Here is a 26355-nt window from a genome sequence, read left to right as displayed (position 1 = left end):
GGTCCGGTGAGATCGGCGGTGCCGGCGGGGCCGGTCATGAAGGCACCGCCTTCTCCGGTACGCCTGGCCTGCCGGGGAGTGCGCCGCCGTCCAGGAGGCGGGCCGCGTGCTCGACGGAGCCCGGCAGCGGGGCGCGGGCCCTGAGCGCGGCGGGCAACCGGGCGAGCACACCGGCCAGCGCCGTGCGCGCCTCGGTGTCGCGCACCGCATCCCGTGCCAGCGCACGCGTACGGGCCAGTGCCAGCGGGAGCGGGCGGCGCAGCCAGGCGGTCAGCAGCGCGTTGCGGCGTACCAGCGCGTCGCGGCCCGGGCGTTCGTGCGCGGCGGGCTGGTGGTGCGCGGTGACCTGGGGGCAGTGCCGCAGCTCCCAGCCGCGCGCTGCCAGGTCGTAGGCGAGCAGGGTCTCCTCGGCGCCGAAGAAGAGCAGCGGATGGTAGCCACCGGCCTCCAGGAACGCGCTCCTGCGCACCACGGCGGCGCAGCCGAGAAAGCCCAGCACCCGGGGCCCCGGCGGCGGCTCTCCCGTGGCTTCCGGCTGGTCGGTGAGCCGGCTGTCGGCGAGCGGCGAGGCGGCGAGCACCTCGTTGAGCGGGTCGGGGAGTTCGCCGGGCCCCACGAGCGTCCTGGCTGACACGAGCCCCAGCCGCGGATGTGCGTCCAGCAGGTCGGCCGCGCGGTCCAGGGAGCCGGGCGCCCACCACGAGTCGTCGTCGCTGAAGGCCACATACGGCGTGCCGAGCAGGCGTACGCCGTCGTTGCGCGCGAGGGCTCCCGCGTTCTGCGGCAGTGCGTGCAGGTGTACGCCGGGGAAGCGCGCGGCGAGCATCGTACGGGTGTGGTCGGTGGAGCCGTTGTCCACCACCAGCACCGGGGGCCGCTCCGGCAGGGAGAGGAGGCGGCGCAGGGTGGCGGCGAGGCTGTCGGCCCGGTCGCGGGTCGCGATGACGACGCCGACGCGGGGCCCCGCACCGCCTCGCCGCGTGGGTGCGCCGATGCTGCCTTCAGGCCGGTCCGTTTCGCCTGTGCCGCCCGTACCGGCGGGGCCGCCGGAGCGCGGGTCGCGCTGGGGCCTGGGTGTCATGAGGGCTGCACCTCCGGGAGGCGGGCGAGCGCGTCCAGTACCTCCCGCGGTTCGATGCGCAGGAGCCGCGGGTCGGGGTACGGGCCGTGCGGGTCGCCCGGCGGGCCCTCGTGCCACAGCGCGGCATGGCGACCGCCGGGCGGTGGGCCCCACAGCCGGGGTGCGACAGGCCCGAAGAGCGTGACGGAGGGAGTGGCGCAGGCGACCGCGAGGTGTGCGGGCCCCGTGTCCCCGCTGAGGACGGCGGACGCCTCGCCGACCAGTGCCGTCAGCTCGCCGAGACCCAGGCGTCCGCCGAAGTCGTCCTCGGGGGCCACACCGGCCGCCTCCGCGATCTCGCGGGCCAGCCGTGCCTCGCCCGGATCGGCGGTGACGGCGACCCGGTGGCCCGCGCGCAGCAGGGCCCGTGTCACGGCCACGTACCGGTCGGGCGGCCAGCGCCTGGAGGGGGCGCCGGCACCGGGGTGCACGACGACGGCGCCCGGTGCGGGCGAGGGTGTGGAAGGCCGCTCCAGCAGGAGGTCACCGGCGTCGGCGTGGATGCCGTACGCCTCCAACAGCCTGCACCAGCGGTCGCGTTCGTGCTCTTCCGCGTACCAGGGCGGGCCCGCCACCTCCGGCGTCTCGGGGTCCGCGAACCCCAGCGTCCTGCCCGGCCGGAGCGCGAGGAGGGGGCGGTGGCTCTCGGCGCTGCTGCCGTGCAGGTCGACGGCGAGGTCGGGCGGCGTGCCCTCCCACGGCAGCCGCGCGGGAACGCCCCGGTCCTGCGCCTCGGCGGGCAGCAGGGTGTCGACGGCTCCGGTCAGCCGCACGACGGGCGCGAGCGCCGCCGGTGCGGCGAGCACGGTCTCGTGCCCGGGGAAGGCGCGGCGCAGCGCCCGCAGCGCGGGGACCCCGGTGAGCAGGTCGCCGAGGCCGAGCGCGCGCAGGACGAGCAGCCGTGCGGGCCCGTACGCCGGATCAGGCCGCTGCGGCACGGGCGTCCGGACCGGCACGCCGCTCACCCGAGGGCTCCGTGTGAAGCGGCGGCACGCAGCGCGAGCCCCGTGCTGGAGCGCCCGTCGAGGTACGGGAGCAGAACGACCCGGCCGCCCCAGTCCCGCAGCAGCCTGGCCTCGGGCAGCTCTTCGTGCGCGTAGTCGCCGCCCTTGGCCCAGACATGGGGCCTGAGCTGCGCGAGGAGCTGTTCGGGCGTGTCCTCGTCGAAGACGGCGACGGCGTCGACGCACGCGAGGGCCGAGAGCACCCTGACCCGGTCGGTCAGCGGCGAGATGGGGCGGCCCTGGCTCTTGCGGCGGCGGACGGAGGCGTCCGAGTTGACGCAGACGATCAGGCGGTCGCCGATGCGTGCCGCCGCCTCCAGCAGGCTGACGTGGCCAGCGTGGAGCAGGTCGAAGCAGCCTCCGGTGGCGACGAGGGTGCCGCCCTCTTCCCGGGTGGCGCGGGCGAGTTGGTGTGCGGCGCCCGGCCCCGTCGGTGTGCGCCGCCCGGCGCGCGGGCCCGTGCGAACGGGGGGCGGCGGCGGTTCCGAGACACCGGTGCGCCTTCCGGTCCCGGGGTTCGCGGGGCCGGGGAACCCGAGAGCCGCTGCGCCGCCCGCGCCGACGAAGGAGCCCGCTGCCTCGACGGCCCTGCGTGCCGCCTCCTCGGCCAGCTTGCCGTCGGCGAGCAGTCCTGCGGCGGCCGAGGCGAAGCGGTCGCCCGCGCCGCAGGTGTCGCCCGGGTGGCAGGAGGCCGCCGGGATCAGCAGCGGGAGGCCGCCCTGTGACAGCAGCGCTCCCTGGGCGCCGAGGGTGACGGCGACCGAGCCGACCCGCCAGCCTTCGACGAGCGCGGCGGCCCAGCGTGCGGCGTCGAGCGGGTCCTCTTCGGTCTGCGCGGCGTGGTGGTCGGGAGGGGCGCAGGCGGAGGTGTGCCCGGCGCCGTCGCCGGAGGAGCGCAGCGCCGCGGCGAACTCGCGGGCCTCGGCGCGTGCCGGGGTGGCCAGCCGGGTTCCCGGCACGGGGGCGCCGCCGCGCGGGTGCGGGTCCCAGACGGTGGGGGTGTGTGCTGCCACGGCGCTGAGCACGGGACGCAGCACGTCGGCTGTTCCCCTGCCGTAGTCGGCGACGAGGAGCGCGCCGGCGGTCCTGATCGCCTCCTCGGCCGCCGATGTGGCGGCCGAGGCGCGGCCCGTGCCCCGGTCGAGCCGGAGGAGGGGGTGTCCGCCAGCGAGCACCCGGGTCTTCTCCGACAGCCCGCCCGAGAGCGGCAGCGCCTCGATCCGTACGTACCCGTCGAGCAGTTCGCGCAGCGTGTGGCTCGCGGGGTCGTCGCCCAGCGCCGTCACGAGGGTGACCTCGCGCCCGTCACCGGCCGCGAGCCAGGCGGCGAGCGCGGCGCCGCCAGGGCGTGCGGTCTCGGCCGTGGGTTCCACGACGGGCACGGGCGCGTCGGGTGCGAGGCGGTGTGCGCTGCCTGTCACATCGTGGTCCAGCAGCGCGTCACCGACGACGACGAGCGGGGCACGCCGGTCAAGCGTGCCGGTCCTGTCACGGGTCAGGGACGGCCTGGTGTGTCCGTCCGGCTGGTCCGGTGAGGGGCGTTGAGTCATGGCGGCCGTTCTCCAGGGTGGGCAGGGCGGCGTCGAAGGCCGTGCAGATGGTGTGGACGGCGACGAGGTGGAGTTCCTGGACGGTGGCGGTGGAGCCGGCGTTCACGCACCATGCCTCGTCGCTCCCGGCGGCGAGGGGATTGGGCGAGGGCCCGGTCAGCGCCCATACGGTCAGTCCCGAGCGGTGTGCCGCGTCGGCGGCGGACAGCAGGTTGGCGCTGGCGCCGCTGGTGGACAGGAGCATCAGCACGTCGCCCCGGGTGCCGTGTGCGCTGACCTGGCGGGCGAAGACGGCGTCGACGCCGTAGTCGTTGGCGATGGCCGTGGTGCTGGAAGTGTCGGCGTGCAGCGCGAGGGCTGAGAAGGCGGGGCGGTCGTCGCGGTAGCGGCCGACGAGTTCGGCGGTCAGGTGCTGGGCCTGCGCCGCGCTGCCCCCGTTGCCGGCGACGAGCAGCCGCCCGCCGCCGCCGAGTATCCGGGCGAGGCGCCTGCCCCAGCGGTCGCCGACGGCTGAGGAGGCACGGAAGGACGGGAGCACCCGGGCGAGTTCGTCGCAGTGGGTGCTGCGGACCCTGGGGGTGGAGGACGTGGTGGTCATCAGGCGGCTCCGGTGACGGGTCGGGAAACGGGCCGGATCCCGGGCGGCGGCCCGAGCGGCTGGAGACGGGGGGTGCCGGTGCCGGCCCGCGCCACCGCCTTGACGTAGACCTCTTCGACGCCGTCGGCGACGCGGTCCCACGTGTACCTCTCCAGTACGCGGGCCCTGCCGGCCGCACCCAGCTCGCGCCGCAGTCCCGGCTGGGCGAGCAGCCGCCGCACGGTGGTGCCGAGCGCGAACGGGCCGTGCGAGGGCAGGTGTATGCCGGTCTGCTGGTCCTGAACGGTGTCGAGGTAGCCGCCGACGCGGGTGGCGACCACCGGCACGCCGCAGGCCATGGCCTCGACGGGCACGATGCCGAACGGTTCGTACCACGCGGTGCACAGCACGAGGTCGGCGCTCTGCAGCAGCGCGGGCAGCTCCTCGTGCGGCAGGCCGCCCAGCAGGCGCACGCGGTCCTCGACCCCGTACTCCTTGGCCAGCTCCCGCAGCCGCCGTGCCTCGGCGTCGTCGTCGAGGCGCGCTGCCGGGGGGCCGCCCACGATGAGCAGTTCGGCGCTGGGGAGCACGGCCATCGCGCGGACGGCCTGGTCGAAGCCCTTGCGGGGCACCAGCCTGCCGACGGCCAGCAGCCGGTGGCGGGCGCGCAGCGGAGGGACGCGGCCCGGGGTGTCGGTCACGCCGGGGCGGAAGCGGTGCGCGTCGACGCCGCAGGGGACGACGGTGACCTGCGAGCGGGGCACGCCCATCCGGACCAGCTCCGTCTCCTCGTCGGAGCAGGTCGCCACGATGTCGCTCGCCGCACGTCCGAGGTGGCTCTCGACGCGGACGCGTTCGTCCGGGCTGGAGTCCCCGGCGCCCTGTTCCCTGCGCTTGACGCTGCCGAGCGCGTGAAAGGTCTGGACGAGCGGGATGCCGGTTCCGTGCGTGGCCGGGAGCGCGGCCATGCCGGACATCCAGAAGTGGGCGTGCACCACGTCGGGCGGGTCCTCGTGCCAGGCGCGTGCCAGCTGCTGGCTGAACTCCTTCATGTGGCCCAGGAGTTCGTCCTTGGGTATGGGACGCGCCGGTCCCGCGGTCACGTGTGCGACCGTGGCGCCGTCGGCCAGCGGGGCCCGTTCCGGCAGATGCGGCGAGTCCCTGCGGGTGTGGACGGTGATCTCGTGCCCGCGTGCCGCCAGGGTCTCCGACAGGCGTTTGACATAGACGTTCTGGCCGCCGGCGTCGGGCTCCCCGAGTGCGGCGAGCGGGCTGGCGTGTTCCGAGACCATGGCGATCTTCATCGGGTCAGCTCCTTCAGCAGTCGGTCCCAGTCCGCCTGGAACCGGGAGAGGGAGTAGCGGCCGAGCGCGGCCGTGCGTGCCGCCTGCCCGGCCCTGGCGGCTTCCTCGGGGTCGGCGAGGAACCTGCGTACGCCGTGGGCCAGTTCGTCGATCCGGTTGGTGACGACACCGGCCTCGGGCGGCACGGCCTCGGTCACCTCGGTGGTGGCCAGGGCCACCACCGGCATCCCCAGGTGCATCGCTTCCAGCAGCGAGAGGCCGAGCGAGGTCCAGCGCACCGGGTGGACGTACACGCCGCGGCTGGCGAGCTGGGAGTGCAGCTCGCCCTGGGGCAGGTCGTAGGTCCTGCAGCGTTCCTCCGGCAGCCCGACGCCGGCTGCCAGCCCCTCGGTCCGCATCCCGAACACGTCGAGCGGCGCCGCTTCGGCCAGCGCCGGCAGCAGGTCGGTGCCGGTCGTACGGCCGCGCCGCAGCGGGTCGTTGACGACGACGGCGGCCCGGGGGACCGTGCCGGTCCACAGCGGTCCCGGGTCGGGGATGCCGTGTTCGACGACCGTGGTGGGCGTGCTGCCGCAGTCCCAGAACAGCTTGTTGAAGTGGGTGACGTGGACGAGGGTCAGGTCCGACCTGTCGTACATCGGGTGCCGGGTGTCCGGGACTCCGGGCGCGTCAGCGGGAGCGGGGGCCGAGGGGGCAGGGCCGCGGTGGGGCGCGTTGTGCTCGACGTAGACGGCCGGTACGTCGCGGCCGGGGCGGCGGCCGAGCCAGCGTGCCGCCAGTTCCTCCTCCTCGGGACGCTGGAGCACCACCAGGTCCACGTCGGCCGACCGCAGTTGCTCCGGGGTGACCTCGTGGACGGACGGCGGCCAGTCCCAGGTCGCCGCGCGGCCGAGGCCGTAGGGGCCGCGGTCCTCGGTGACCGGTACGAGGTAGGTGTGGGCTCCGGCGACGAAAGCCGTCGCCCATGAGCCATGCACATGCCAGAGCAGAATTCTCATAGCAGCTTCTCCACGGCGCGGTACACGTCTTCGGCTGTCACGCTCTCCAGGCAGGGGTGCCCCCGTACGGGGCACTCGCGGGCACGGGTGTCGGCGCAGGGGGCGCGCTGGTCGCCGAGGAGTACGTGCGGGACGCCGTAGGGCGCCCACCGCTCGGCACTGACCACGGGCGAGAACAGCGAGACGACGGGCGTGCCGACGGCGGCGGCCAGATGGGCCGGCCCGGTGTTGCCGGTCACGACGGCCCCGGCCCCGGCGAGCACACCGGCCAGCTCGGCCGGCCCCGTCCTGCCGCCGAGGTCGAGCGCGCTGTCACCCGCCACCTCGGCCGTGCGGGCACGCTCGCCCGCACCGCCCGTCACCACCACCCGGTGTCCTGCCGCCGTCATCAGGCGCACGGCCTCCACGCACCGTGCGGCGCTCCACCTGCGGGCCGGCACGCTGGCCCCCGGGTGCAGCACCACATAGGGCCCAGACCCCGTCAGCTCCCGCGCGTCGGGCGGCGGCAGCACCCGCGGGCGCCCGTCGTCCCCCGCGGGAAGGGGGCATCCAGCGGCCTCGGCGACAGCGAGCGCGGCCTCCACCTCGTGTGCCGAGGGCGCCCTGTGGTGCCGCACGTCCAGCAGCGTGCCGGGGAAGTCCTCGCTGTCTGCCGCCAGTTGCCGTACGCCCGCCATCCTCAGCACCAGCGCCGTGGGCAGCGGGCTCTGGTGGTACGAGGTGAGCACGAGCCCCGACCGCACCTCCAGCGCCGCGATCCGGGCCACGATCTCCTCGATGCCGGCGCGCTCCGTACGCGGCCCGCCGGGCCCGGCCCAGGGCGCGTCCCACACCAGCACATGCCCCACGCCGGGCAGCATGCGCGCCGCCGGCTCCCCGCGCGGTCCGCACAGCAGGACGACGGGTCCGTGCCGCGCGGCGACGGCGCGTACGGCGGGCCCGGCGAGCAGCACGTCGCCGAAGCTGTCCAGGCGGGCCACGAGCGCGCTCACGACAGGCTCCGGCGTACGGCGGTCAGCAGGTCGGGCGCGGTCTCGGGGGCGTTCTTGACCTCGCTCTCCTCGGTCAGCGGCGTCGGCACCAGGACACCGCGCGCTCCGGCGGCCCGCGCTGCGTCCATGTCGGCGCCGATGTCGCCGATGACGACGCAGTCGGAGGGCCGTACGCCCAGGCGTCGCGCGGTCTCCAGGACGAGTCCAGGGGCCGGTTTACGGCAGGAGCAGCCGTCCCCCGCCAGGTGCGGGCAGAAGGACCAGATCCCGTTCAGGCCCAGGAGCCGGTCCACGTGGGTGTTCATACGCCGTACGTCCTCGGCCGTCAGCACGCCCAGGCCCACGGCCTGCTGGTTGGTGACACAGCCGGTGGGAACGCCACGGGCGCGGAGCAGCGCCACCGCCTCGGCCGCCGTCGGCATCGGCCGCACGAGCGCCGGGTCGGTGTTGCACGGCACGTCCTCGACGAGGGTGCCGTCGCGGTCGAAGAGCACGGCCACGGGGTGCCGGGGGCTCATGTGTCCTCCCTCCTCGGACGGGCCTTCCGGTGCCGCAGGAACCCCGCGGTCCGGTGCCAGACGGCGGCGGGCGGGATGAGCACGCTGGTGAGCACCATGCTCGTGACCTCTTCCCCGGTGCGCGGCCCCGCCGCGATGCGGTCCCGGGCGAACTCGGCGGTACCAGCGGCCCAGGCGGCCCCCGCTGCCAGGGCCGCCTTGCGCCGCCCGGTGGCCGCGAGCGCGAGCGCCACCGTGCCCGCAACGGTGACGGCCGCATGGCGGCGCAGCCGCCCACGGGGCGCCGCGGCGCGGTTGCGCCAGCCGGCCCCGTGCAGCCTGCGCATGAGCGCGTCGTCGGCGTTGCCCCGCTGGGCGCGTACGGAGGCCCAGCGGTCGGGTCCCGGCACGGGATGGTGCGCGAGCCGGGTGCCGCGCACGATGCGCCAGCCGTCCTCGACGACGCGCAGCGCCAGGTCGCTGTCCTCCCTGAAGGCACGCGGGAAGCGCGGGTCGAACCCGCCGACAGCGGCCAGCGCCCCGGCGCGGTAGGCCATGTCCGCTGTGATCCACAGCGAGTGCGCGAGGTGCGCCGTGTTGCGCTCCCTGTCGGTCGGCCTGCGGTCCTCGGGCAGGGGTACGTACAGCACGCCCTGCACCCCGGCGACCTCCGGGCCGGCCGAGGCGAGGTCCTCGGCGAGCTGCTCGTACCAGTGCGGCCCCACGGTGACGTCGTCGTCCACGAAGACGACCCAGGGCGCCGAGACGGCGCTCAGCCCCACGTTGCGGGCGGCGGCCGGGCCGCGGCCCCCTCCGCGCAGCACGCGGGCGCGGGGGCGCAGGGCGCTGAGCGGTGCGAGGGCGTGGCCCTCCAGCGAGTTGGCAGCCCCGCTCGTTCCCGGCCGGTCGTCGACGAGCACGATCTCGCTCGGCGGCGGCCCATAGGCGGCGCCGAGCGCGCCGAGGCAGTCGGTGAGGCTCGGCCGCCCGAGCGTCGGTACCACGACGGCGAAGTCGGGCCCCATCTCCTGGTCCTGGTCCTCGGTGCCCGTCATGCGAACAGCCCCGGCCTGCGGACGGCGTAGGGGCCGATGGCCAGCATGTCGACGGGCGCCGAGCCGAAGCACTCCAGCGCGTCGCGCGGGGTGTCGGCCATGGGCCTGCCCGCCGTGTTGAAGCTGGTGTTGACCACGACAGGGAGCCCCGTACGCCGTTCGAAGGCGGCCAGTACGCGGCTCATCAGGGGCTCCGTCTCCGGGTCCACGGTCTGGATACGTGCGGTGCCGTCGGTGTGCACGACGGCGGGAATGCGCTCGCGCCACTCGGCTGCGACGTCATGGACGAAGAGCATGTACGGGCTGGGCAGTTGGCCGTGGAAGATCTCGTGCGCCCGGTGCGCGGCCACCATGGGAGCGACGGGCCGGAACTCCTCGCGGCCCTTGACCGCGTTGAGCCGGTCCAGGTTCGCCTGGTGGCCGGGGTGCGCCAGCAGCGAGCGGCGCCCCAGCGCGCGGGGGCCGAACTCGCTGCGGCCCTGGAAGAGTGCGACGACCCCGTCGCGTGTCAGCTCCTCGGCCACGGCCTCGGCGATGTCGCCCGGCTCTTCGTAGGAGACGGCCGCCTGCTCCAGCAGGTCCCTGACCTCGCCGTCGGTCCAGCCCCTGCCCAGGTCGGCGCCCGGCATGGAGGCCACAGGTTCCTTCTGCGCCGCCACGTGCAGCGCGGCGCCCAGCGCCGTGCCCGCGTCTCCGGAGGCGGGCTGCACCCATACCCGTTCGTACGGGCCCTCCGCCGCGATCCGGGAGTTGGCGACGCAGTTGAGGGCGACGCCGCCCGCCATCGTGAGGTGCTCGCCGCCGGTACGCGCGTGCAGGGAGCGGGCGAGGCCCAGCAGCACGTCCTCCACGACCGCCTGCGTGCTCGCCGCCAGGTCGGCGTGCTCTTCCGTCCACGGCTCGTCGGGGCGCCGCGCGGGCGCGTGGTCGGCGAAGTCGACCCCGTGGGCCCGGAAGCCGCCGTCGGGCAGCGCGTGCACCCGCTCGGCCAGTGCCGCACGGAAGCGGGGCGTGCCGTAGGAGGCGAGGGCCATGACCTTGTACTCGTCGCTGCTGCGCAGGAAGCCCAGATGCTCGGTCAGCTCCTCGTACAGCAGGCCGAGCGAGTCGGGCAGCCGCTGGGTGCCGAAGACCTCCAGCTCGCCGTCCTCGTAGCGTCCCGACAGGTGCGAGGAGGCTTCGCCACGGCCGTCGCAGACCAGCACATCGCTGTCCTGGTGCGGGGAGGCGAGCGCCGCCGAGGCGGCGTGGGCCGCGTGGTGCGGCACGAACCGCACCCGGTCGGGGTCGAGCCCGGGGAGCGCCTCGGCCAGGAAATCGGGTGCGTCGCTCGCGTACTGCTGGCGCAGGTGGTCCCAGGGGTCGTCCAGGCCGAGTTCCCAGGCGGGGAGGGCGAGGGACGGGTCGTAGGAGTAGGCGACGAGGTCGAGATCCGCGGGGGTGAGCCCGGCGAGCCGCAGGCACCAGGCGGCGGACCGTTCAGGCAGTTCCCACGCCGAGAAGGGCAGCGGACGCTTGCCGTGCTTACGCCGGCTGAACCGTTCCTCTTCGGCCGCTGCCACGGTGGTGCCGTCGATCACCAGCGCCGCGGCAGGGTCGTGGAAGAGAGCGTTGATGCCGAGTATGCGCATGTTCCCTCCTGGGAGCGGCCGACCGGGCGGCCCGCTGCGGTGGTCGTCGTCTGCTGGGTGGTCGTGGCGGACATCGCATCCGGGTGGCGACGGTCAGCGCGGGTGCGCGCCGGCGAACCAGCCGATGGTGCGCGCGAGCCCCTCCTTCTCTCCCACGACGGGCTCCCAGCCGAGCTGCTCGCGCGCCAGGGAGGTGTCGGGCCTGCGGACCGCGGGGTCGTCGGTGGGGCGCCCCACGAACCGGACGGGCGAGGTCGAGCCGGCCAGCTCGGCGACGCGCTCGGCCAGCGCGAGCACGGTGGTCTCCTCGTCCCCGCCGATGTTCACGGGGCCAGGCAGCGTGGAGGCGGCGAGCTGGAGCGTCCCCTCGACCGTGTCGTCGACGAAGCAGATGGAGCGGGTCTGGGTGCCGTCCCCGGCCACGGTGAGCGGCTCACCCGCGAGGGCCTGCCCGATGAAGGTGGGAATGGCGCGGCCGTCCTCGGGGCGCATACGGGGCCCGTAGGTGTTGAACAGCCGCACTATGGCGGCGTTCGTGCCGTGGGCGGAGCGGTAGGCGGTGACCATGGCCTCGGCGAACCGCTTGGCCTCGTCGTAGACACTGCGGGGTCCGACGGGGTTGACGTTGCCCCAGTACGTCTCCCGCTGAGGGTGTTCCAGCGGGTCGCCGTAGACCTCCGAGGTGGAGGCCAGTACGAAGCGGGCGCCGTTGCTGTCGGCCAGCCGCAGGGCGTTCCGGGTTCCGCTGCTGCCGGTCTCCAGCGTCTCCAGCGGAAGCCGCAGGTAGTCGGCGGGTGACGCGGGGCACGCGAAGTGGAGGACCAGGTCGAAGGGCCCGGGCAGGGTGCCGCCGTCCTCAGCCGCCCGGTCAAGATCGGCGGCTGAGGTCACATCGCCGCGCACGAACCGGAAGCCGGGGCGCTCCCGGAGAGGGGCCACGTTGGCGAGGGAGCCGGTGGACAGATCGTCCAGGCATATGACGTGCGTCCCCTCGTCCAACAGGCGTTCGCAGAGATGGGAGCCCAGGAAGCCCGCTCCGCCGGTCACCATCGCCTTGTGCCACCTCATGCCATGGTCCTCCCTTTTTGCCCCGCCAATACCTAAATGTCCCGCCTGAGATGCGACGAGTACCCCTTTTCGGAGCTCTAGTCACAAGAGTTGTGTGAAGCGATTCCCGTGGGCATCGAGGGGTACTGCGACCGCATGCGACGTGTGCTGCTCAGCGGGTGGTTCAGCTTCCTGCACGGTGAGGTGACGGCTGGGGACGTGCTGGCCCTGCGCCGGGTGCAGGAGGTGCTCGACCAAGGCGGGGTTCCCTACGACACCGCGTGGAGTCCCGGCTTCCGCCCCGGGGCGCTGTGCCTGGAGGACGCCGACCCGGACGCGTACACCCACGTGGTGTTCGTGTGCGGCCCGCTGCACGGCCCGGGGCTGGAGGAGCTGCACCGGCGGTACGCCGCGTGTGTACGGATCGCCGTCGGCACCTCCGTCGTCGCCCCGGGCGACCCGGCCGCGACCGGCTTCCACGCCGTACTGGCCAGGGACGCACCGGGCATCCGCCCCTCGCCCGACCTCGCGGCCCGCGCCCCCGGCACCGACGGCGCGCCGGTGACCGGCGTCATCCTCACCCATGGCCAGCACGAGTACGGGGACAGACGGCGGCACGGGCACGTGGCCGAGGCGCTCACCGGATGGCTGCGGACCAAGGACTGCGCGCCCGTGCCCCTGGAGACCCGGCTCGACCGCGAGGACTGGCGGCAGTGCGCACGCCCCGGCCAGCTCCAGGCCGTACTGGCCCGCCTCGATGTGGTGATCACCGACAGGCTGCACGGCCTCGTCCTGGCGCTCCGCGCCGGGGTGCCGGCACTGGCCGTCGACCCGGTGGCCGGCGGCGCCAAGGTCACGGCGCAGGCGCTGGCCTGCGACTGGCCCGCCGTCCTGGGCGCGAGCCAGCTCGAAGCCGGGGCGCTGGACCGCTGGTGGGCCTGGTGCCTGGGGCCGGGCCGCGAACTGGCCGCGCGGCGGTCGGCCGACTTCGCGGGGGACGGCATGACCGACAGCGCCGACCAGCTGCTCGCGGCCCTCGGGGCACCCGGAATCCGCGCCGGGCGCCCCGCACAGGGCACCTGACGGATCCGGTGTCCGGGGAGCGGGGCCTGTGGCCGGTGAGGTCCAGCGCATTGACGGCGTCACGGGGCCCCGCTACAACTCGGCCATGGCGCACAGACGTACGACCGCGACAGCGGTGACCCTCGCGGCGGTGGCGCTGCTGGCGGCGGGATGCAGCAGCTCGGGCGGCAAGAAGTCCGCCGCCGACGAGGGTGACGACGGGGGAGCGCAGGGCGGCGGCACGTCCGTCGGTACGCCCCGGCTCACGATCGCGATGGTGACGCACTCGGGCGAGGGCGACACCTTCTGGGACATCGTCCAGAGCGGGGCGAAACAGGCCGCGCGCAAGGACAACGTCCGCTTCGACTACGCGAACCACAAGGACGCGGGCCAGCAGGCCCAGCTCGTACAGACGGCGATCGACAAGAAGGTCGACGGGCTGATCGTCACGCTCGCCAAGCCCGACGCGCTCAAGGCCGTGATCGGCAAGGCGGTACGGCGCGGCATCCCCGTGATCACCATCAACTCCGGGGCCGAGCACAGCGCGGAACTCGGCGCGCTGGCCCACATCGGCCAGGACGAGACGGTCGCGGGCGAGGCGGTGGGCGAGGAGCTGAACGCGCGTGCCGAGGCCGCCAAGGGCACCGAGGCCACCGAGGCCACCGAGGGTAAGGCGCTGTGCGTCATCCACGAGCAGGGCAACGTCTCCCTGGAGGAGCGGTGCGCGGGCGCGAAGAAGACGTTCAAGGGCACGCTGGAGACGCTGAACGTGGACGGCACCAACATGCCGGGCGTGCAGTCGTCCGTCGAGGCCAAGCTCCAGTCGGACAAGGATGTCGACACCGTCGTCACGCTGGGCGCCCCCTTCGCCGCGACCTCGGCGAAGGCCAAGGAGAAGGCGGGCAGCGCGGCCGAGGTCGTGACGTTCGACCTGAACGCGCAGGTCGTCAAGGAGATGAAGGCCAAGCGGATCGGCTTCGCCGTGGACCAGCAGCCGTACATGCAGGGCTACGAGGCCGTCGACCTGCTGTGGCTGCACCGCTACAACCTCAACAGCCTCGGCGGCGGCAAGCCGGTCCTCACGGGACCTGAGATCGTCACCCGCCGTGATGTGCCCAGGCTGGAGAAGTACACCGAGCGCGGGACCCGGTAGGCGAGTGCCGGTGGGACCCGTCGCACCCTTTCCGGCCACCGTGACGGATACTTGTGCGAAGATCCTGGGCGGTTTCCCGGGGTTCCCGGTCGATCGACCGCAGCAGTATCCGTACCGAGAGGGCAGAACACCGTGGCCAGCGTGCAGAGGTCCCGTCCGTCCGTGCGTGCGATGGGGGTCGTGATGGCGGCGGTGATCGCCGCGGTGGCCGGCCTCGCCGGGTGCAGCAGTACCGGAGGCAAGAGGGCCGAGGAGGCGCGCGACCAGGCCGCCTCCGGCAAGGCGAATGTGACAACGCCCCGCTGGAAGGTCGCGATGGTCACCCACTCCGGGGACGGCGACACCTACTGGGACATCGTGCAGAGCGGCGCCAAGCAGGCGGCGGCCAAGGACAACATCGAGTTCCTCTACTCGCACGACAAGGAGGCGGGCCGCCAGGCGCAGCTCGTACAGGCGGCGATCGACAAGAAGGTGGACGGGCTGATCGTCACGCTGGCCAAGCCCAGCGCGATGAAGAACGTCGTGAAGAAGGCCGTCAAGGCCGGCATACCCGTCGTCACCATCAACTCCGGCCAGGACGAGTCCCGCGACTTCGGAGCGCTCACCCACATCGGCCAGGACGAGGTCATGGCGGGCGAGGCCGTGGGCCGCGAGCTGAACGACAAGGGTCGTAAGAAGGCCATCTGCCTGCTGCACGAGCAGGGCAACGTCGGTCACGAGGAGCGCTGCGAGGGCATCAAGAAGACCTTCGACGGCAAGGTCGAGGACCTGTACGTGGACGGCACCAACATGCCGGGCGTGCAGTCGTCCGTCGAGGCCAAGCTCCAGTCCGACAAGAAGGTCGACACGGTCGTCACGCTCGGCGCTCCCTTCGCCGCGACGGCCGCCGAGGCGAAGAAGGACGCGGGCAGCGATGCCGAGGTCGACACCTTCGACCTCAACGCCAAGGTGGCCGCCGGCCTCAAGGACGGTTCGATCGGCTTCGCCGTCGACCAGCAGCCGTACCTCCAGGGCTATGAGTCGGTCGACCTGCTCTGGCTCCACCGCTTCAACGCCGACATGCTCGGCGGCGGGAAGCCGGTGCTCACGGGGCCGCAGATCCTGACCAAGAAGGACGCGGGCAAGCTGGAGACGTTCACGAAGCGGGGGACCCGATGACGGTCACGAAGGAACCGGCGAAGCCGGAGGGCCCCGAGGGGCCTGGCGAGCCCGGGCTCCCACCGGAGAAGACCGACGAGAGGCTGGTGCAGCGCTCGCTGCCCGCGCGTCTGATGCGGCGGCCCGAGCTGGGCGCCGTGGTGGGCGCGATCGCGCTGTTCGTATTCTTCTCGCTGGTCGCCGACAGCTTCCTGCGCGCCTCCAGCCTCTCCACGGTGCTCTACTTCTCGTCCACCATCGGGATCATGGCCGTGCCGGTGGCGCTGCTGATGATCGGTGGCGAGTTCGACCTGTCGACCGGCGTCATGGTGACGTCCTCGGCGCTGGTCTCCTCGATGTTCAGCTACCAGATGACGGCCAACATCTGGGTCGGCGTCGCGGTGTCGCTGCTGGTCACGCTGGCGATCGGGTTCTTCAACGGCTTCATGCTGACGAGGACGAAGCTGCCGAGCTTCATCATCACGCTCGGCACCTTCCTGATGCTCACGGGCCTCAACCTCGGCGTCACCAAGCTGATCAGCGGCACCGTCTCCACCAAGAGCATCAGCGACATGGAGGGCTTCTCCTCGGCCCGCGAGGTCTTCGCCTCCACGCTCACGCTGGGCAGCGTGGACATCCAGATCACCGTCGTGTGGTGGCTGGTGCTGATCGCCCTGGCGACCTGGATACTGCTGCGCACCCGTGCGGGGAACTGGATCTTCGCCGTCGGCGGCGGCGTCGACGCGGCCCGCGCTGTCGGCGTCCCCGTGGCCCGTACGAAGATCGGCCTCTACATGGGCGTGGCCTTCGCCGCCTGGATCTCGGGCCAGCATCTGCTGTTCAACTACGACGTCGTCCAGTCGGGCGAGGGCGTGGGCAACGAGCTGATCTACATCGCAGCCGCCGTCATCGGCGGCTGTCTGCTCACCGGCGGCTACGGCTCGGCGATCGGCGCGGCCGTCGGCGCCTTCATCTTCGGCATGAGCAACAAGGGCATCGTCTACGCGCAGTGGAACCCGGACTGGTTCAAGTTCTTCCTGGGCGCGATGCTGCTGCTCGCGACCCTGCTCAACGCGTGGATCCGTAAGCGGGCGGAGGCGACCCGATGACGAACGAGACCGAAGCGAACGAGAGCGGACCCGACGCGAAAGGGCCGAACGCGAAAGGCCCGGTCGAGACGGGGCCGGACGAGACGGGACCGACCGCGACCGGACCGACCGCGACAGAGCCCGGGGACGGCGAGCCGAGGGACGGCGAGCCCAAGGACAGCGAGCCGCTGGTCTCGCTGAGCGACGTCAGCAAGTTCTACGGCAACATCCGTGCCCTCGAAGAGGTGTCCCTCCAGGTGCACCCGGGGGAGATCACCTGCGTGCTCGGCGACAACGGCGCCGGCAAGTCCACCCTCATCAAGATCATCTCGGGCCTGCACCAGCACGACGCGGGTTCCTTCCGTATCCAGGGCGAGGAAACGCGCCTCGGCTCCCCGCGCGAGGCCCTCGACCGGGGCATCGCCACGGTCTACCAGGACCTCGCCGTGGTGCCCCTCATGCCCGTCTGGCGCAACTTCTTCCTCGGCTCCGAGCCCTCCGTCGGGCGCGGTCCCCTCAAGCGCCTCGACGTCCAGCAGATGCGCCGCACCACGCACCGCGAGCTGCTGCGCATGGGCATCGACCTGCGCGACGTCGACCAGCCGATCGGCACGCTCTCCGGCGGAGAGCGGCAGTCCGTCGCCATCGCGCGGGCGATCCACTTCGGTGCGAAGGTCCTCGTACTGGACGAGCCGACGGCGGCACTGGGCGTCAAGCAGTCAGGCGTCGTGCTCAAGTACGTGGCCGCCGCGCGGGACGCAGGACTCGGTGTCGTCCTCATCACCCACAACCCTCACCACGCGTACCTGGTCGGAGACCGCTTCGTCCTCCTCAAGCGCGGCGCCATGGCCGCCTCCTACGAGAAGGAGGGCCTGGAGCTTGAGGAACTGGTCCGCCAGATGGCAGGCGGCTCGGAGCTGGAAGAACTGAGCCACGAACTGGAACGGTGACCCGGGAACAAGCCCGTCGGGCGACGGGACGGCCCACACAGCGGTGCACCACGGACGGCGGGCGCATCCTGGGCGCGGCGTCCGCGCGACCGGAAAGGGTGCATCCTGGGCGGGCGGCATCCGCGCGGGCGGACCTGGCAGAATCGGGCGGGCCCGAGACCACACCACGAGGGACGACCACAGTTGAGCATGGACAGCTTCCAACGAGGTGAGAGGGTCTACCCCCGCAGGACGAGGCCGAACGCCAGCGTTCTGAGGACGGTCAGCACGCGCGAGCGCCGCTCGCACCTCTCGGCGCCCCGTGTCCCCACCGTGGGCATCGACATCGGTGGCACCAAGGTGATGGCGGGCGTCGTGGACGCGGACGGCACCATCCTGGAGAAGGTGCGCACCGAGACGCCGGAGAAGTCCAAGAGCCCGAAGGTGGTGGAGGACACCATCGCCGAGGTCGTGCTCGACCTGTCCGACAGGCACGACGTGCACGCCGTCGGTATCGGTGCAGCGGGCTGGATCGACGCCGACCGCTCCCGCGTGCTGTTCGCGCCGCACCTGGCATGGCGTGACGAGCCCCTCAAGGACGCGCTCACCGCGCGCCTGGCGGTCCCCGTCATGGTCGACAACGACGCGAACACGGCGGCCTGGGGCGAGTGGCGCTTCGGCGCCGGCCGGGGCGAGGACCACCTCGTGATGATCACGCTCGGAACGGGCATCGGCGGCGCCATCCTGGAGGACGGCCGCGTCAAGCGCGGCAAGTACGGAGTGGCCGGCGAGTTCGGCCACATGCAGGTCGTGCCGGGGGGCCACAGATGCCCCTGCGGCAACAGAGGCTGCTGGGAGCAGTACAGCTCGGGCAACGCGCTCGTGCGCGAGGCCAGGGAGCTGGCGGCGGCCGAGTCGCCCGTGGCGTACGGGATCATCGACCGGGTCGGCGGCCAGGTGGGCGACATCACCGGGCCCCTGATCACCGAGCTGGCCCGCGAGGGCGACGCGATGTGCACGGAGCTGCTCCAGGAGATCGGCTCCTGGCTGGGCGTCGGCATCGCCAATCTCGCCGCGGCGCTCGACCCGGGCTGCTTCGTGATCGGCGGCGGTGTCAGCGCGGCCGACGAGCTGCTGATCGACCCGGCGCGCGAGGCGTTCCGCCGCCAGCTGACCGGGCGCGGCTACCGCCCCGAGGCCCGTATCGCCAAGGCGCAGCTCGGGCCCGAGGCCGGCATGGTCGGTGCGGCGGATCTGGCCCGGCTCGTCGCCAGGCGCTTCCGCCGCGCCAACCGCCGCCGTCTGGAGCGGTACGAACGCTACGAGCGCGCGGCCGACAACCTGCGCAGAGCGGTGGGCCAGTGACCCTCACCACCTCGCCCCCCAAGCCTCCAGGGAACAACGGCCACATGCCTCCGACGGACGAGTACCCCGACCCGTACGAGCGCCCCCCGCACAAGCCGAGGAACCGGCTGATCGTGCTGGTGATCGTGGTGCTGCTGATCGCGCTGCCCGCCGGCTACCTCGTGCAGTCCGCCTTCCAGAGCCGCGACAGCGGCAAGGACAAGGAGCGCGCCGCAGCCGCGACGAGCCTCACCTACGCCCGCCCGCCCAAGGTCAGCCAGCGCATCTACAACGTTCCCGTACCCCTGGGAGCCACCCGCGTGGCCTTCTACGAGGCCAACGCCTGGGACAAGAGCACCATGTGGGTCCAGTTCCGTACGAGCAAGAAGCGGCTGAAGGGGTTCATGAAGGAACTCGGCAGCAGCTACTCCGCCTTCGAGAAGGACCGCCTCCCCATCAGCGGCAAGCAGGCCCGCGAGGTCGGCTGGCGCTTCGACGAGCCGGGGCACCGCTACTGGGGCGCCGTGCACGACCAGAAGGGCAGCGAGCCGGACGTGGCCATCGTGGCGGACACGACGTACAAGAAGCGGCCACGGGTCTACGTCGTCTCCACCACCGAGTTCTGAACTTCACGACCGGACCGCGCGTCTCCATCCCCTGGTCACACCCTCTTCACGACCGGGCGGAACGACCAGCAGAACCCTGTCCATTTTCCGACCCGGGCGGCGAGAACCTTGCGCCGCTCGATAGCGTGAACGTGTGAGCGAAGTGACCCCTGCCAAGACGCTGCAACACCGGACCGACGGCCCAGACGACGCGCCTGTACTCGTTCTGGGCCCCGCGCTCGGCACGACGTGGCACATGTGGGACCGGCAGATACCGGAACTCACCCGTAACTGGCGGGTCTTGAGATTCGACCTGCCCGGACACGGAGGCTCCCCCGCCTACTCGGCCGATTCCGCCTCCGCCCTCGCCGACCGGCTGCTGGCCACCCTCGACACCCTCGGGATCGAGCGCTTCGGCTACGCCGGCTGTTCCATCGGCGGCGCCATCGGCATCCAGCTCGCCCTCGCCGCGCCCCAGCGGGTCACCTCGCTCGCGCTGGTGTCCTCCTCGCCGCGCTTCTCGACGCCGGACACCTGGCGGCAGCGCGGTGTGGTCATCCGTACGAACGGCCTCGACCCGATAGCCCGCACCACACCGGAGCGCTGGTTCACGACGGGCTTCGCCGCCGCGCAGCCCGCCATCGTGGAGTGGGCCGTCCAGATGGTCCGTACGACCGACCCCGGCTGCTACATCGCGGCATGCGAGGCGCTGGCCTCCTTCGACGCGAAGGGCGCACTCGGCGGCATAGGCGTCCCCACGCTGGTGGTCGCGGGCGCTGAGGACGAGGCGACACCGCCGGCCGAGGCGCGTGCGCTGGTCGCCGGCATCCCGGACGCGCGGCTGGCCATCGTGCCGGGCGCCTCGCACCTCACCCCCGTCGAGCAGCCCGGCGCCGTCACCGACCTGCTGATACGGCACTTCACCACCACATGGCAGGAGTCGGCGGCCGGCCCTCCGGCGCCGGCGCCCGTGATCGCCCCGGCCCCGCAGCAGGCGTCAGCCGTGGCAGAGCTGGAGTCCGCCGAACGGGCCGCGCTGCGTACCGACGCCTTCGACGTGGGCATGAAGGTGCGCCGCGAGGTGCTCGGAGACGCGCACGTGGACCGCGCGACGGAGGCGGCCGACGAGTTCACGGAGGACTTCCAGCACCTGGTCACCCGCTACGTCTGGGGCGAGGTGTGGACCCGCACGGGGCTGGACCGCCGGATGCGCTCCGTGATCACGCTCACCGCGCTCGTGGCAGGCGGTCACCACGACGAACTGGTCTTCCACACCCGGGCAGCGCTGCGCAACGGGCTCACCCCTGACGAGATCAAAGAGGTGCTGCTGCAGACCGCCGTCTACTGCGGGGTCCCGGCCGCGAACGCCGCCTTCACCGTCGCGCAGCGCGTCATCCGCGAGGAGACCACTCCGGAGGACCGGCGGGGCGCGGCGGAGGACAATGAACCCCATGGGAACTGAACCGGCACAAGGAAACCCGCTCGGCCTCACCAAGAAGGGGCACTCCTGTGTGCGCCTGGAGAAGGACGGGCGCGTGCTCGTCATCGACCCGGGCGGCTTCAGCGAGCAGGAGGCCGCGCTCGGCGCCGACGTGCTCCTGGTGACCCACGAGCACCCCGACCACTTCGACGAGCTGCGGCTGCGCGCCGCCATGGAGAACAACCCGGAGTGCGAGATCTGGACGCTGCGCAGCGTCGCCGAGCAGATCTCCGGAGCCTTCCCGGGCCGCGTCCACACGGTCGGCGACGGCGACACGTTCACGGCTGCGGGCTTCGAGGTCGAGGTGCACGGCGAACTGCACGCCGTCATCCACCCGGACATCCCGCGCATCACCAACGTCGGCTATGTCGTGGACGGTCTCGTCTTCCACCCCGGCGACGCGCTCACCGTCCCCGAGCGCCCCGTCGAAACCCTGCTGCTGCCGGTGCACGCGCCCTGGAACAAGTACTCCGAAGTCCTCGACTTCGTGCGGGCCGTCGCACCCACGCAGGTCTACGACATCCACGACGGGCTGCTCAACGAGACCGGCATCGGCCTCTTCGGCCGCCTCCTGGGCGACGGCGGCCCGGGCACGGGCGGAGCGGCGCACGCGTGGCTGGCGCCGGGCGAGAGTGTCGGACTGGCGCGGTAGGTTCGGCGTATGCGTATCGCCTCTTGGAACATCAACTCGATCACCGCACGTCTGCCACGCCTGACGCAGTGGCTGGAGAGCGCTCAGCCCGATGTGGTCTGCCTCCAGGAGCTGAAGGTGTCGGCCGACGCCTTCCCCGGGGACGAACTGCGCGCGCTCGGCTACGAGTCGGTGGTGAGCGCGGGCGGGCGCTGGAACGGTGTCGCGGTTCTCTCCCGCGTGGGCATGGAGGACCAGGCCGTCGCACTCCCCGGCGTGCCCGAGTTCGACGGCATCATCGAGGCCCGCGCCGCCGCTGCGACCTGCGGCGGCGTACGGGTGTGGTCCGTGTACGTGCCCAACGGGCGCGAGGTAGGCCACCCGCACTACGAGTACAAGCTCCAGTGGCTGGCGGCGCTGCGCGACACCGTGGGGGAGTGGGCCTCGGGACCGCTTCCCTTCGCCGTTCTCGGTGACTTCAACATCGCGCCGACCGACGAGGACGTCTGGGACATCTCCGCCTTCGACGGCGCCACGCACGTCACCGCGCGCGAGCGCGAGAAGCTGGCGGAGCTGGAGGCGGCGGGAACGAAGGAACTGCACCCCCGCGCGCTCAAGTACGACGTCGCCTTCACCTACTGGGACTACCGCCAGCTGGGCTTCCCCAAGAACAGGGGCATGCGCATCGACCTGGCCTATGGCAACGAGCCGTTCATGGCGGCCGTGAAGGACTCGTACGTCGACCGCGAGGCCCGCAAGGGCAAGGGCGCCTCCGACCACGCACCCGTCGTCATCGACCTGGAGGTGTGACGGCGGGGCCCACGGCCGCCGTGCGCGCTCGTGGGCCCCTGGGCGTTGCCTTTCCTCAGCGCTCGCCCGGCATCTTCCCGGGCACGATCGGCGCTTCGCCGACCATGCCGGAGCCGCCCTCACCCGGCATCACACCGCCGTTGCCCGCCTCTCCCGGCATCAGTCCTGAGGAGGCGTGCTCGCTCGGCATGGGCGTGGTGGCCTGGGTCGCGTCGGACGGTGAGAGGGGCGGCGTGGCGCCGGCGTCCTCCTCGGGCGGCGGGGCCGCTTCCCGCGCGCGGTGTGCCAGTTCTTCGGGCGCGTCCTCGGGAACGGACGACCTGGCCACCTTGCGTACTCCCGCGTCCGCGTCGGCGACCAGGTCCGTGAGGACAGCGGCGGCCGACTCGGTGGGCAGGTTCACCGCAGCGCTCGCCGCCGCCACCCGCAGGGCGGGGTCGGTGCTGCGCGCCGCGACCGTGATGACCTCCTGTCCGGTGTCACCTTCGAGCAGGCCGGCCGCGTAGGCGGCCTTGGAGGCGAGGAGTGGGTCGTCGCCGTCGACCAGTGCCCGCAAGTGCGGAAGGGACTCGGGTCCCAGCCGCGCGGTCGCCGCGTAGTCCGGCTCGTCGGGGTCCAGGACCCGGCGCACGTCGTGCATCGATACGCTCACAGCGCCTCCTAGATGTCCTGAGTGAGCGGGCTGTTGAGCATGCTCTTGGCTTCGTCGGAGACCAGGTCGGGTGGCGGGTTGGTGATGTTGCCCGTCCCGTTGCCGGTCATGAGGCGGTCGTTGTCGTTGACGTGGTTGAGGCCGAGCACATGGCCCACCTCGTGGCCCAGTGTCCATTGTGTGGCGCCCTGCGCGACCACGGCACCCGGACGGCCCGCCGGGTGTGCGGCGCAGCCGTTGAAGGGCGGCACGGTGGAGCGGACGAAGTAGACCACCACGTCGTTGGCGGCCACGTTGTTGCGGTTGCCGAAGAGCTGGTTCTGCTCAGGCGTTGACTGGCCGCGTAGGCACCCGCCGACGTCCACGTCGTTGAGCGCGGGGAGGTTGAGGGTCTCCGTCGTCGCGAGCTGGACGGCGATCCCCGCCGTGGCGTACACCTCCCGCATCCGGGCGATCGAGTTCGCCACGGACACGTTCGGCGTGGTGAGGACCTTGGCGTGAACGCGAACCGTGGGGATCTGCGTCCACCACCGGTGCCACATCGCGGAGTCGGTGCCGGCGGCGAACACGTCGATACGGTTCGGACCCCAGGAGACAGCGCCCGGTGCTGTGGTGATCACGCCGCCGAGGCTTTCCCAGCCGGACCAGCCGTTCTGGTACCACTTGTGCCACAGGGCCGAGTCCGTCCCTGCCGCGAAGACGTCCAGCCTGCCCGATGCCCAGCTGGAGACGGTCGGTGCCGTGGTGATCACGCCGCCGAGGCTTTCCCAGCCGGACCAGCCGTTCTGGTACCACTTGTGCCACAGCGCTGAGTCCGTCCCCGCCGCGAACACGTCGATACGGCCGTTGCTCCAGGAGACAGCGCCCGGTGCTGTGGTGATCACGCCGCCGAGGCTTTCCCAGCCGGACCAGCCGTTCTGGTACCACTTGTGCCACAGCGCCGAGTCCGTCCCCCTCGCGAAGACGTCCAGCCTGCCTGACGCCCAGCTGGAGACGGTCGGTGCTGTGGTGATCACGCCGCCGAGGCTTTCCCAGCCGGACCAGCCGTTCTGATACCACTTGTGCCACAGCGCCGAGTCCGTGCCGCGTGCGAAGACGTCGATACGGCCGTTGCTCCAGGAGACGGCCGCCGGGTCCGAGGTGATCACGCCACCCAGGCTCTCCCATGCCGACCAGCCGTTCTGATACCACTTGTGCCACAGTGCCGCGTCCGTGCCGCGCACGAACGTGTCGAGCCTTCCCGAGGTCCAGGACGAAACGCTGGGCGCACTCGTCAGCGTTCCACCGAGACTTTCCCACCCCTGCCAGGTCATTGGTTCCCCCTATCACCGTGGGTTTCCGCCACGGAAGGGCTCTGAAGTTACTCGTCCGGCAATCCGGTGCTAACTGTCAAAACCGGCCATTGCAGGGAGAGTTGGCCAGTCCGGGCATTCGGGTACCGTTCGGCCCGTCCGACCGGCCCGGGTCTCGGTCCACGAGGGTCTGCAGATCGGCGGATTCGCCGGGTGGCGGTCGGTGATCACGCGGTTTGCGGAGATGCCGTGGTGGAGCACCCCGTCATCTCGGAACCCCCGCGCTCCATGGCGTCTCGGCGCGGCTGACGTGGACCGACAGCGCCGGCTGAAACGGGGCCGGGCAGCATGTGGGGCGCCCCGCACATCGCGGCGCCCCACACATCGCCGCGTCAGCTCACAGTTTCCGCAGGTCCACCGACTCGCCCAGCGCGCGCAACCCGGCGTCGCCGGGGTGCAGATGGTCGCCCGAGTCGTATGCGGGCAGCATCCGGGCCGGGCGTTCCGGGTCCCGCAGGACCCTGTCGAAGTCGAGTACGGCGTCGAACGCGCCGCCGTTCGCGCGGACGAAGGAGTTCACCTCCGTACGCCGCGCGTCGACCTCGGGCGTGCAGTCCTTGTAGCCCTCGCACGGCACGATCGTCGCCACGACGACCCGTAGGCCACGCTCCCTGGCCCGGGAGGCGATCGCCTTCATTCCGGCCACGACCTCGGCGGCCGGGGTGCCCCAGCGCACATCGTTGATGCCCTCGAACAGCACGACCGTCCGGGCCCCCGGCTGCGCGAGCACGTCCCGCTCCAGCCGGTGCTGGGCGCTGACACCGCCCGTGTCGGTACTGATGCCGTCGCCCGGGTAGCGGTCGGTGACCACGCGGTTCGCGGAGATGCCGTGGTTGAGCACTCCGTAGCGCGGTACGCCGCTGCCGGGGGACTGGTCCAGGAGGCGCCGCGCCAGCACGTTGGGCCAGCGGCTGTTGGCGCTGTCGGTGGAGCGGACGCCGTCCGTGATGGAGTCACCGAGCGTGACGACGGACCCTGGCCCGCCGGTGACATCCACACCGGTCAGAAATGGCCACATCGTCAGCGACCCCGTGAAGTCACCGCCGCCGCTCTCACCCGTACGGTCACCGCTGCCGCCCTCGCTGAGGTACGAGCGCTGGATGGCGGCGCTGTGCACGGGCGCCGCGCGCACCGGGTCCGGCAGATGGATGCTGACCAGCACATTGGTGTCGGCCGGCACATCGAAGCCGACCGGATCGCTGACCGCGCGTGCCCCCGCAGCGATCCGCTTCCCGGCCCGCCCTCCGTCGAAGGTGAGCCGCACGGGCCGGGCCCTGGCCGAGGCACCCTCGCGCTGCACGGCGAGGGAGGCGTGCCCGATGCGCACGGACGCGGAGGCGAAGGTGTTCTCCAGCCGGATCCGCGCCTTCGGGCCGCCCACCGAGGTGTGCACCACCAGCCGCAGCGTCCGGTCCTGCCACAGCCCCGTTCCCGTGTACCCGGCCGGGCTCGCCGACCAGCTGCCCGTCCAGCCGCCGGCCCCGGCGCGTACGGAGGCCGCGAACACGTGCAGATCCGCCGCGGGCCCCGGATCGCGGGGCAGTTGCACGGAGCTGACGGCGCGGCCCCGTTCGAGCGGCACGGTCACCGCGTACAGCCGCGCCTTCTCGCCGAGCTGTCCGCCCTCGCGCGCGTTGATGTGCGGCAGCGCGACCGCCTTGGTGCCGAGCGGGCCGCCGCGCCAGTCGCCCGCCGTCAGCGTGTACGCGCTGCGCGAGCCGTCGCGGTAGCGAACGGAGCCGTTCCCGCTCACCGGCTGCGCGGGCCCGCCGGGCGAAGTGGCCGCCACCAGAAAGGAGATGGCGTTGCCGCGCCCCTTCAGCCTGAGGTGCTGGCCGTCGGCCCGTACGTTGTCAGCGCTGCCGGGGGAGCGGTCGGGGAAGCGCAGCGCGGCACCGTCGAGATCCAGCCGGGCGCCCGGACCCCAGCCGGCCTCCCGCAGGTCACGCGCGGACAGCGAACGCCCGGCGCCGTCGAAGTCGGCGTCGCCGGGCCGCGCGTCCTCGCTCACCGCGCGGTTGTCGAAGAGGCGTTCCAGGGGGAGTGGACGGGCGGCCGTCGAGGCGGCCGATACCGCCGCCTGCCGGTCCCGCGCGGTCGCCGTGAGAGCGGGTCCCACCGCTGTCGCGGTGGCCACCAGAACCGTGACGGAGCTGATCCAGAGACGTCTGTGCACGCGTTTGCCCTCTCGTGGGACTGCAACACCGGTGTGTGCACCCCGAATTCGAACGAGGCGGGGTGAAAGTAGGGAGGCGGAAAAGCGACGTCAAGGTGTCCAACGGGGCAAGCGGGCGGCCTCCTCACACAGCGCGCCTATGGTGCCGGGGGCCGCGCGAA

Annotated in this window: 24 protein-coding genes; 10 read left to right on the top strand and 14 right to left on the bottom strand. The window is 72.7% G+C overall.

Features of this window, described 5'->3' with window-relative positions; genetic code table 11:
* Nucleotides 1-34: 34 nt before the first annotated feature.
* The 11 genes from NMN56_RS12870 to NMN56_RS12820 form a co-directional block, all read right to left on the bottom strand.
* On the bottom strand, nt 35-1081 hold the full coding sequence (locus tag NMN56_RS12870) for a glycosyltransferase family 2 protein (RefSeq protein WP_274040180.1): 1047 nt from the start codon (nt 1079-1081) through the stop codon (nt 35-37).
* Nucleotides 1078-2076, bottom strand: coding sequence for a glycosyltransferase family 9 protein (locus tag NMN56_RS12865; RefSeq protein ID WP_274040533.1), 999 nt, complete (start codon nt 2074-2076; stop codon nt 1078-1080). Before NMN56_RS12865 ends, NMN56_RS12870 begins: the two co-directional genes overlap by 4 nt.
* A gap of 5 nt (nt 2077-2081) precedes the next feature.
* Entirely contained in the window at nt 2082-3674 is a 1593-nt protein-coding gene (locus NMN56_RS12860) for a PfkB family carbohydrate kinase (protein ID WP_274040179.1), read from the bottom strand.
* On the bottom strand, nt 3613-4272 hold the full coding sequence (locus NMN56_RS12855; RefSeq protein WP_274040178.1) for a D-sedoheptulose-7-phosphate isomerase: 660 nt from the start codon (nt 4270-4272) through the stop codon (nt 3613-3615). Before NMN56_RS12855 ends, NMN56_RS12860 begins: the two co-directional genes overlap by 62 nt.
* Nucleotides 4272-5555, bottom strand: a complete 1284-nt coding sequence (locus tag NMN56_RS12850; protein ID WP_274040177.1) for a glycosyltransferase — start codon at nt 5553-5555, stop codon at nt 4272-4274. Before NMN56_RS12850 ends, NMN56_RS12855 begins: the two co-directional genes overlap by 1 nt.
* The gene (locus NMN56_RS12845; protein WP_274040176.1) at nt 5552-6553 is read right to left on the bottom strand and encodes a glycosyltransferase; all 1002 of its coding nucleotides are present in this window, start codon (nt 6551-6553) and stop codon (nt 5552-5554) included. Before NMN56_RS12845 ends, NMN56_RS12850 begins: the two co-directional genes overlap by 4 nt.
* Nucleotides 6550-7545, bottom strand: a complete 996-nt coding sequence (locus NMN56_RS12840; protein WP_274040175.1) for a glycosyltransferase family 9 protein — start codon at nt 7543-7545, stop codon at nt 6550-6552. The genes NMN56_RS12845 and NMN56_RS12840 overlap by 4 nt, the downstream gene beginning before the upstream one ends.
* A complete protein-coding gene (locus tag NMN56_RS12835; RefSeq protein ID WP_274040174.1) occupies nt 7542-8063 on the bottom strand; it encodes an HAD-IIIA family hydrolase in 522 nt (173 codons plus the stop codon). Before NMN56_RS12835 ends, NMN56_RS12840 begins: the two co-directional genes overlap by 4 nt.
* On the bottom strand, nt 8060-9097 hold the full coding sequence (locus NMN56_RS12830) for a glycosyltransferase family 2 protein (RefSeq protein ID WP_274040173.1): 1038 nt from the start codon (nt 9095-9097) through the stop codon (nt 8060-8062). Before NMN56_RS12830 ends, NMN56_RS12835 begins: the two co-directional genes overlap by 4 nt.
* Nucleotides 9094-10728: a carbamoyltransferase family protein gene (locus NMN56_RS12825; protein WP_274040172.1), complete on the bottom strand. Its 1635-nt coding sequence runs from the start codon at nt 10726-10728 to the stop codon at nt 9094-9096. Before NMN56_RS12825 ends, NMN56_RS12830 begins: the two co-directional genes overlap by 4 nt.
* 93 nt (nt 10729-10821) lie before the next feature.
* Complete coding sequence (locus tag NMN56_RS12820) at nt 10822-11796, bottom strand: NAD-dependent epimerase/dehydratase family protein (protein ID WP_274040171.1); 975 nt, start codon at nt 11794-11796, stop codon at nt 10822-10824.
* Nucleotides 11797-11931: 135 nt separating this feature from the next.
* Here NMN56_RS12820 and NMN56_RS12815 point away from each other — a divergent pair, with 135 nt between their 5' ends.
* The 10 genes from NMN56_RS12815 to NMN56_RS12770 all read left to right on the top strand — a co-directional run bounded on the left by NMN56_RS12815 (nt 11932) and on the right by NMN56_RS12770 (nt 22014).
* Nucleotides 11932-12858: a polysaccharide pyruvyl transferase family protein gene (locus NMN56_RS12815; protein WP_274040532.1), complete on the top strand. Its 927-nt coding sequence runs from the start codon at nt 11932-11934 to the stop codon at nt 12856-12858.
* A gap of 85 nt (nt 12859-12943) precedes the next feature.
* Nucleotides 12944-13990, top strand: a complete 1047-nt coding sequence (locus NMN56_RS12810; protein ID WP_274040531.1) for a sugar ABC transporter substrate-binding protein — start codon at nt 12944-12946, stop codon at nt 13988-13990.
* A gap of 171 nt (nt 13991-14161) precedes the next feature.
* A complete protein-coding gene (locus tag NMN56_RS12805; RefSeq protein WP_274040530.1) occupies nt 14162-15148 on the top strand; it encodes a sugar ABC transporter substrate-binding protein in 987 nt (328 codons plus the stop codon).
* Nucleotides 15145-16236, top strand: a complete 1092-nt coding sequence (locus NMN56_RS12800; RefSeq protein WP_430542552.1) for an ABC transporter permease — start codon at nt 15145-15147, stop codon at nt 16234-16236. The genes NMN56_RS12805 and NMN56_RS12800 overlap by 4 nt, the downstream gene beginning before the upstream one ends.
* Nucleotides 16233-17165 (top strand): ATP-binding cassette domain-containing protein, encoded by a 933-nt coding sequence (locus NMN56_RS12795; protein ID WP_274040170.1) that lies wholly within the window; start codon nt 16233-16235, stop codon nt 17163-17165. Before NMN56_RS12800 ends, NMN56_RS12795 begins: the two co-directional genes overlap by 4 nt.
* A gap of 189 nt (nt 17166-17354) precedes the next feature.
* Nucleotides 17355-18509, top strand: a complete 1155-nt coding sequence (locus NMN56_RS12790) for an ROK family glucokinase (protein WP_274040528.1) — start codon at nt 17355-17357, stop codon at nt 18507-18509.
* A gap of 44 nt (nt 18510-18553) precedes the next feature.
* On the top strand, nt 18554-19114 hold the full coding sequence (locus tag NMN56_RS12785) for a hypothetical protein (RefSeq protein WP_274040169.1): 561 nt from the start codon (nt 18554-18556) through the stop codon (nt 19112-19114).
* A 142-nt stretch (nt 19115-19256) separates the two neighbouring features.
* Nucleotides 19257-20555 carry a bifunctional 3-oxoadipate enol-lactonase/4-carboxymuconolactone decarboxylase PcaDC gene (gene pcaDC / locus NMN56_RS12780; RefSeq protein WP_430542555.1) on the top strand — a complete coding sequence of 433 codons (1299 nt, stop codon included), beginning with the start codon at nt 19257-19259 and terminating at the stop codon, nt 20553-20555.
* On the top strand, nt 20545-21225 hold the full coding sequence (locus NMN56_RS12775; RefSeq protein ID WP_274040167.1) for an MBL fold metallo-hydrolase: 681 nt from the start codon (nt 20545-20547) through the stop codon (nt 21223-21225). Before pcaDC ends, NMN56_RS12775 begins: the two co-directional genes overlap by 11 nt.
* Before the next feature lie 9 nt (nt 21226-21234).
* Nucleotides 21235-22014 (top strand): exodeoxyribonuclease III, encoded by a 780-nt coding sequence (locus tag NMN56_RS12770; protein WP_274040166.1) that lies wholly within the window; start codon nt 21235-21237, stop codon nt 22012-22014.
* 55 nt (nt 22015-22069) lie between these two features.
* Here NMN56_RS12770 and NMN56_RS12765 read toward each other — a convergent pair whose 3' ends face one another.
* From NMN56_RS12765 to NMN56_RS12755, 3 genes are all read right to left on the bottom strand, one after another.
* Nucleotides 22070-22666 carry a HEAT repeat domain-containing protein gene (locus tag NMN56_RS12765; protein WP_274040165.1) on the bottom strand — a complete coding sequence of 199 codons (597 nt, stop codon included), beginning with the start codon at nt 22664-22666 and terminating at the stop codon, nt 22070-22072.
* Nucleotides 22667-22674: 8 nt separating this feature from the next.
* Nucleotides 22675-23979, bottom strand: coding sequence for a DUF8189 domain-containing protein (locus tag NMN56_RS12760; protein ID WP_274040164.1), 1305 nt, complete (start codon nt 23977-23979; stop codon nt 22675-22677).
* A gap of 376 nt (nt 23980-24355) precedes the next feature.
* Nucleotides 24356-26194, bottom strand: a complete 1839-nt coding sequence (locus tag NMN56_RS12755) for an SGNH/GDSL hydrolase family protein (RefSeq protein ID WP_274040163.1) — start codon at nt 26192-26194, stop codon at nt 24356-24358.
* Nucleotides 26195-26355: the final 161 nt, after the last annotated feature.

Source organism: Streptomyces iconiensis, from assembly GCF_028657195.3.
Classification (GTDB): domain Bacteria; phylum Actinomycetota; class Actinomycetes; order Streptomycetales; family Streptomycetaceae; genus Streptomyces; species Streptomyces iconiensis.
The sequence above is the reverse complement of the archived record's forward strand: the minus strand, read 5'-3'. Positions and strand labels throughout refer to the sequence as shown.